The 2,089-nt window shown below is 74.1% G+C and carries 2 protein-coding genes; both read right to left on the bottom strand.

All coding sequences use genetic code 11. The annotated features are described in order from the left end of the window. Positions 1-704 (bottom strand): DUF1365 domain-containing protein (locus EHS43_RS43265; protein ID WP_185806657.1); only part of this gene is annotated, 704 nt, incomplete at its 3' end. Continuing rightward, positions 701-2,014: an NAD(P)/FAD-dependent oxidoreductase gene (locus EHS43_RS43260; RefSeq protein WP_125195907.1), complete on the bottom strand. Its 1,314-nt coding sequence runs from the start codon at positions 2,012-2,014 to the stop codon at positions 701-703. The genes EHS43_RS43265 and EHS43_RS43260, both read right to left, overlap by 4 nt. Positions 2,015-2,089: the final 75 nt, after the last annotated feature.

The raw sequence follows: 2,089 nt of genomic DNA, 5'->3' as shown, positions 1-2,089 counted from the left end.
GGGCGGGGCTGGACGGGCAGTCCCCGCAGGTACAGGCGGACGCCGTGGACGCGGATCGCGGCCGACACGGCGAGGGTGGACCAGGGGTGGCGCAGCGCCAGCCGCAGCAGCGCCGGGAGGGTCGCCGCGCGGCGGGTGCCGCGGACCGTGGCGGTGAGGGCGCGTGCCCCCTCGCGGTCCAGGTGCACGGCCAGGTCGAGCCGGGACCCCGGCAGGGGCAGCCGCATCCGGTACCGGCCGTCGACGGGGAGGAACGGCGAGACGTAGAACTCCTTGTCGGTACGGACCTCACCGCCCGCCTCGTCCGGGTGCAGCAGGTAGCAGTGCCGGCCGCCGTAGGTGTTGTGCACCTCCGCGACCACGCAGCGCGGTTCCCCGCCGGGGCCGTGACACCAGTACAGGGTGAGCGGGTTGAAGACATGCCCGAACACGCGCGCGTGGGTGAGCATCACGACCTTGCCGCCGTCCAGGTGGACGCCCCGCGCGGCGAGGAAGGCGTCCAGTCCGGCCCGGATCGAGGGCTGGTCCCCGGTGAAGTGGTCGCGCGCCTCGAACCGGGCGAGCGCCCGCAGCGGGAGCGGCAGCCGGGGCGGGTCGTCGGGATCGATGAGCCACAGGTAGGTGCGGTGCCGCAGGGCGTAGCGCCGGGGGGTGGTCCGCACGTGCGCGATCCTGCAGGAGTAGAGGGCGGGCACGGTGCTCACCAGCGGGCTCCCAGCGCGGCCGCGGCCTCGACCCCGGAGCGGCAGCCGTCCTCGTGGAACCCCCAGCCGTGGTAGGCGCCCGCGAACACGCACACAGGCCCGGCGAGTTCGTGCAGGCGCCGCTGCGCGGCCACCGACTCGGGCGTGTAGACGGGGTGTTCGTAGACCATGCGGGCCAGCACCCGGTCCGGGTCGACCCGGTCCTCGCCGCCCAGGGTGACGACGAAGTTCTCGGTGGCGTCCAGGCGTTGCAGCCGGTTCATGTCGTAGCTGACCCGCACCCGGTCGGCGCCGGCGTCACACGCGGGCATCAGGTAGTTCCAGGAGGCGCGGGCACCGGCGGCCCGGGGCAGCAGCCGGGTGTCGGTGTGCAGGAGGGTGGTGTTGCGGGAGTAGCGGAACGCGCCCAGCACCTCCCGCTCCCGCTCGCTCGCGTCGGCCAGCAGCCGCAGCGCCTGGTCGGGATGGACGGCGATCACCACCGCGTCGTACGGCTCGGTCGTGCCGTCGTCGGTCGTCACCTCGGCGCTGTCGGCGTGCCGGCGCACGGCGCGCACCGGCGCTCCGGTGCGGATCTCGCCGATGTGTTTGGCGATCCGGTCCACGTACGCGCGCGAACCGCCGGTGACCGTGCGCCACACCGGGGAACCGGTCACCGACAGCATTCCGTGGTGGTCCATGAAGCGGAACAGGTAGGCGGCCGGATAGCGCTGTGCGGTGGCGGCGTCGCAGGACCACACGGCCGACACGACCGGCGTCATGAAGTGGGTGCGGAAGTAGCCGGAGAAGCCCTCCCGGTCGAGGAACTCGCCCAGGGTGAGCGCGTCCGGGCCGCCCTCGGCCAGCAGCCGCCGGGCCGCCCGGTGGAAGGCGGGTACCTCGGTCAGCAGGCGCAGGTAGGGGCCGCGCAGCAGGGCACCGGGCCGGGCGAACAGTCCGGCCGGACCGCGCGCCCCGGCGTACTCCAGCCCGCACCCCTCGCACCGCACCGACATGCTCATCTCCGACTCCTGCGTGGGGACGCCGAGTTCGTCGAAGAGCCGCAGCAGATGCGGGTAGGTGCGCCGGTTGTGCACGATGAAGCCGGAGTCGACCCGGTGCACCCGTCCGTCGTGCGGCGAGGTCAGCTCGTGGGTGTGCGCGTGCCCGCCGAGCCGGTCGTCGGCCTCGTACAGGGTGACGGGACGGGTGCGGCCCAGGATGTACGCGGCGGTCAGTCCCGCCACTCCCGAGCCCACCACGGCCGTCCGCCGCCCGTACCGTGCCCCGGACCCCGGGCCGCGCCGTGACTCCTCCGGCGTGTGCTCCATCGCCTCTCCTCCCGCCTCAGCGATCTGCGATCTCCGCGTAATCCGGAGCAGGTCGGGCGGTGGATTGGCCGGGGG

The sequence above is a fragment of the Streptomyces sp. RP5T genome (assembly GCF_003933965.1).
Classification (GTDB): Bacteria; Actinomycetota; Actinomycetes; order Streptomycetales; family Streptomycetaceae; genus Streptomyces.
The sequence above is the reverse complement of the archived record's forward strand: the minus strand, read 5'-3'. Positions and strand labels throughout refer to the sequence as shown.

What these genes read in the sequence shown, in the direction of transcription:
- EHS43_RS43260 (WP_125195907.1), bottom strand. Translation starts at nt 2,014, where the DNA reads ATGGAGCACACGCCGGAGGAGTCACGGCGCGGCCCGGGGTCCGGGGCA.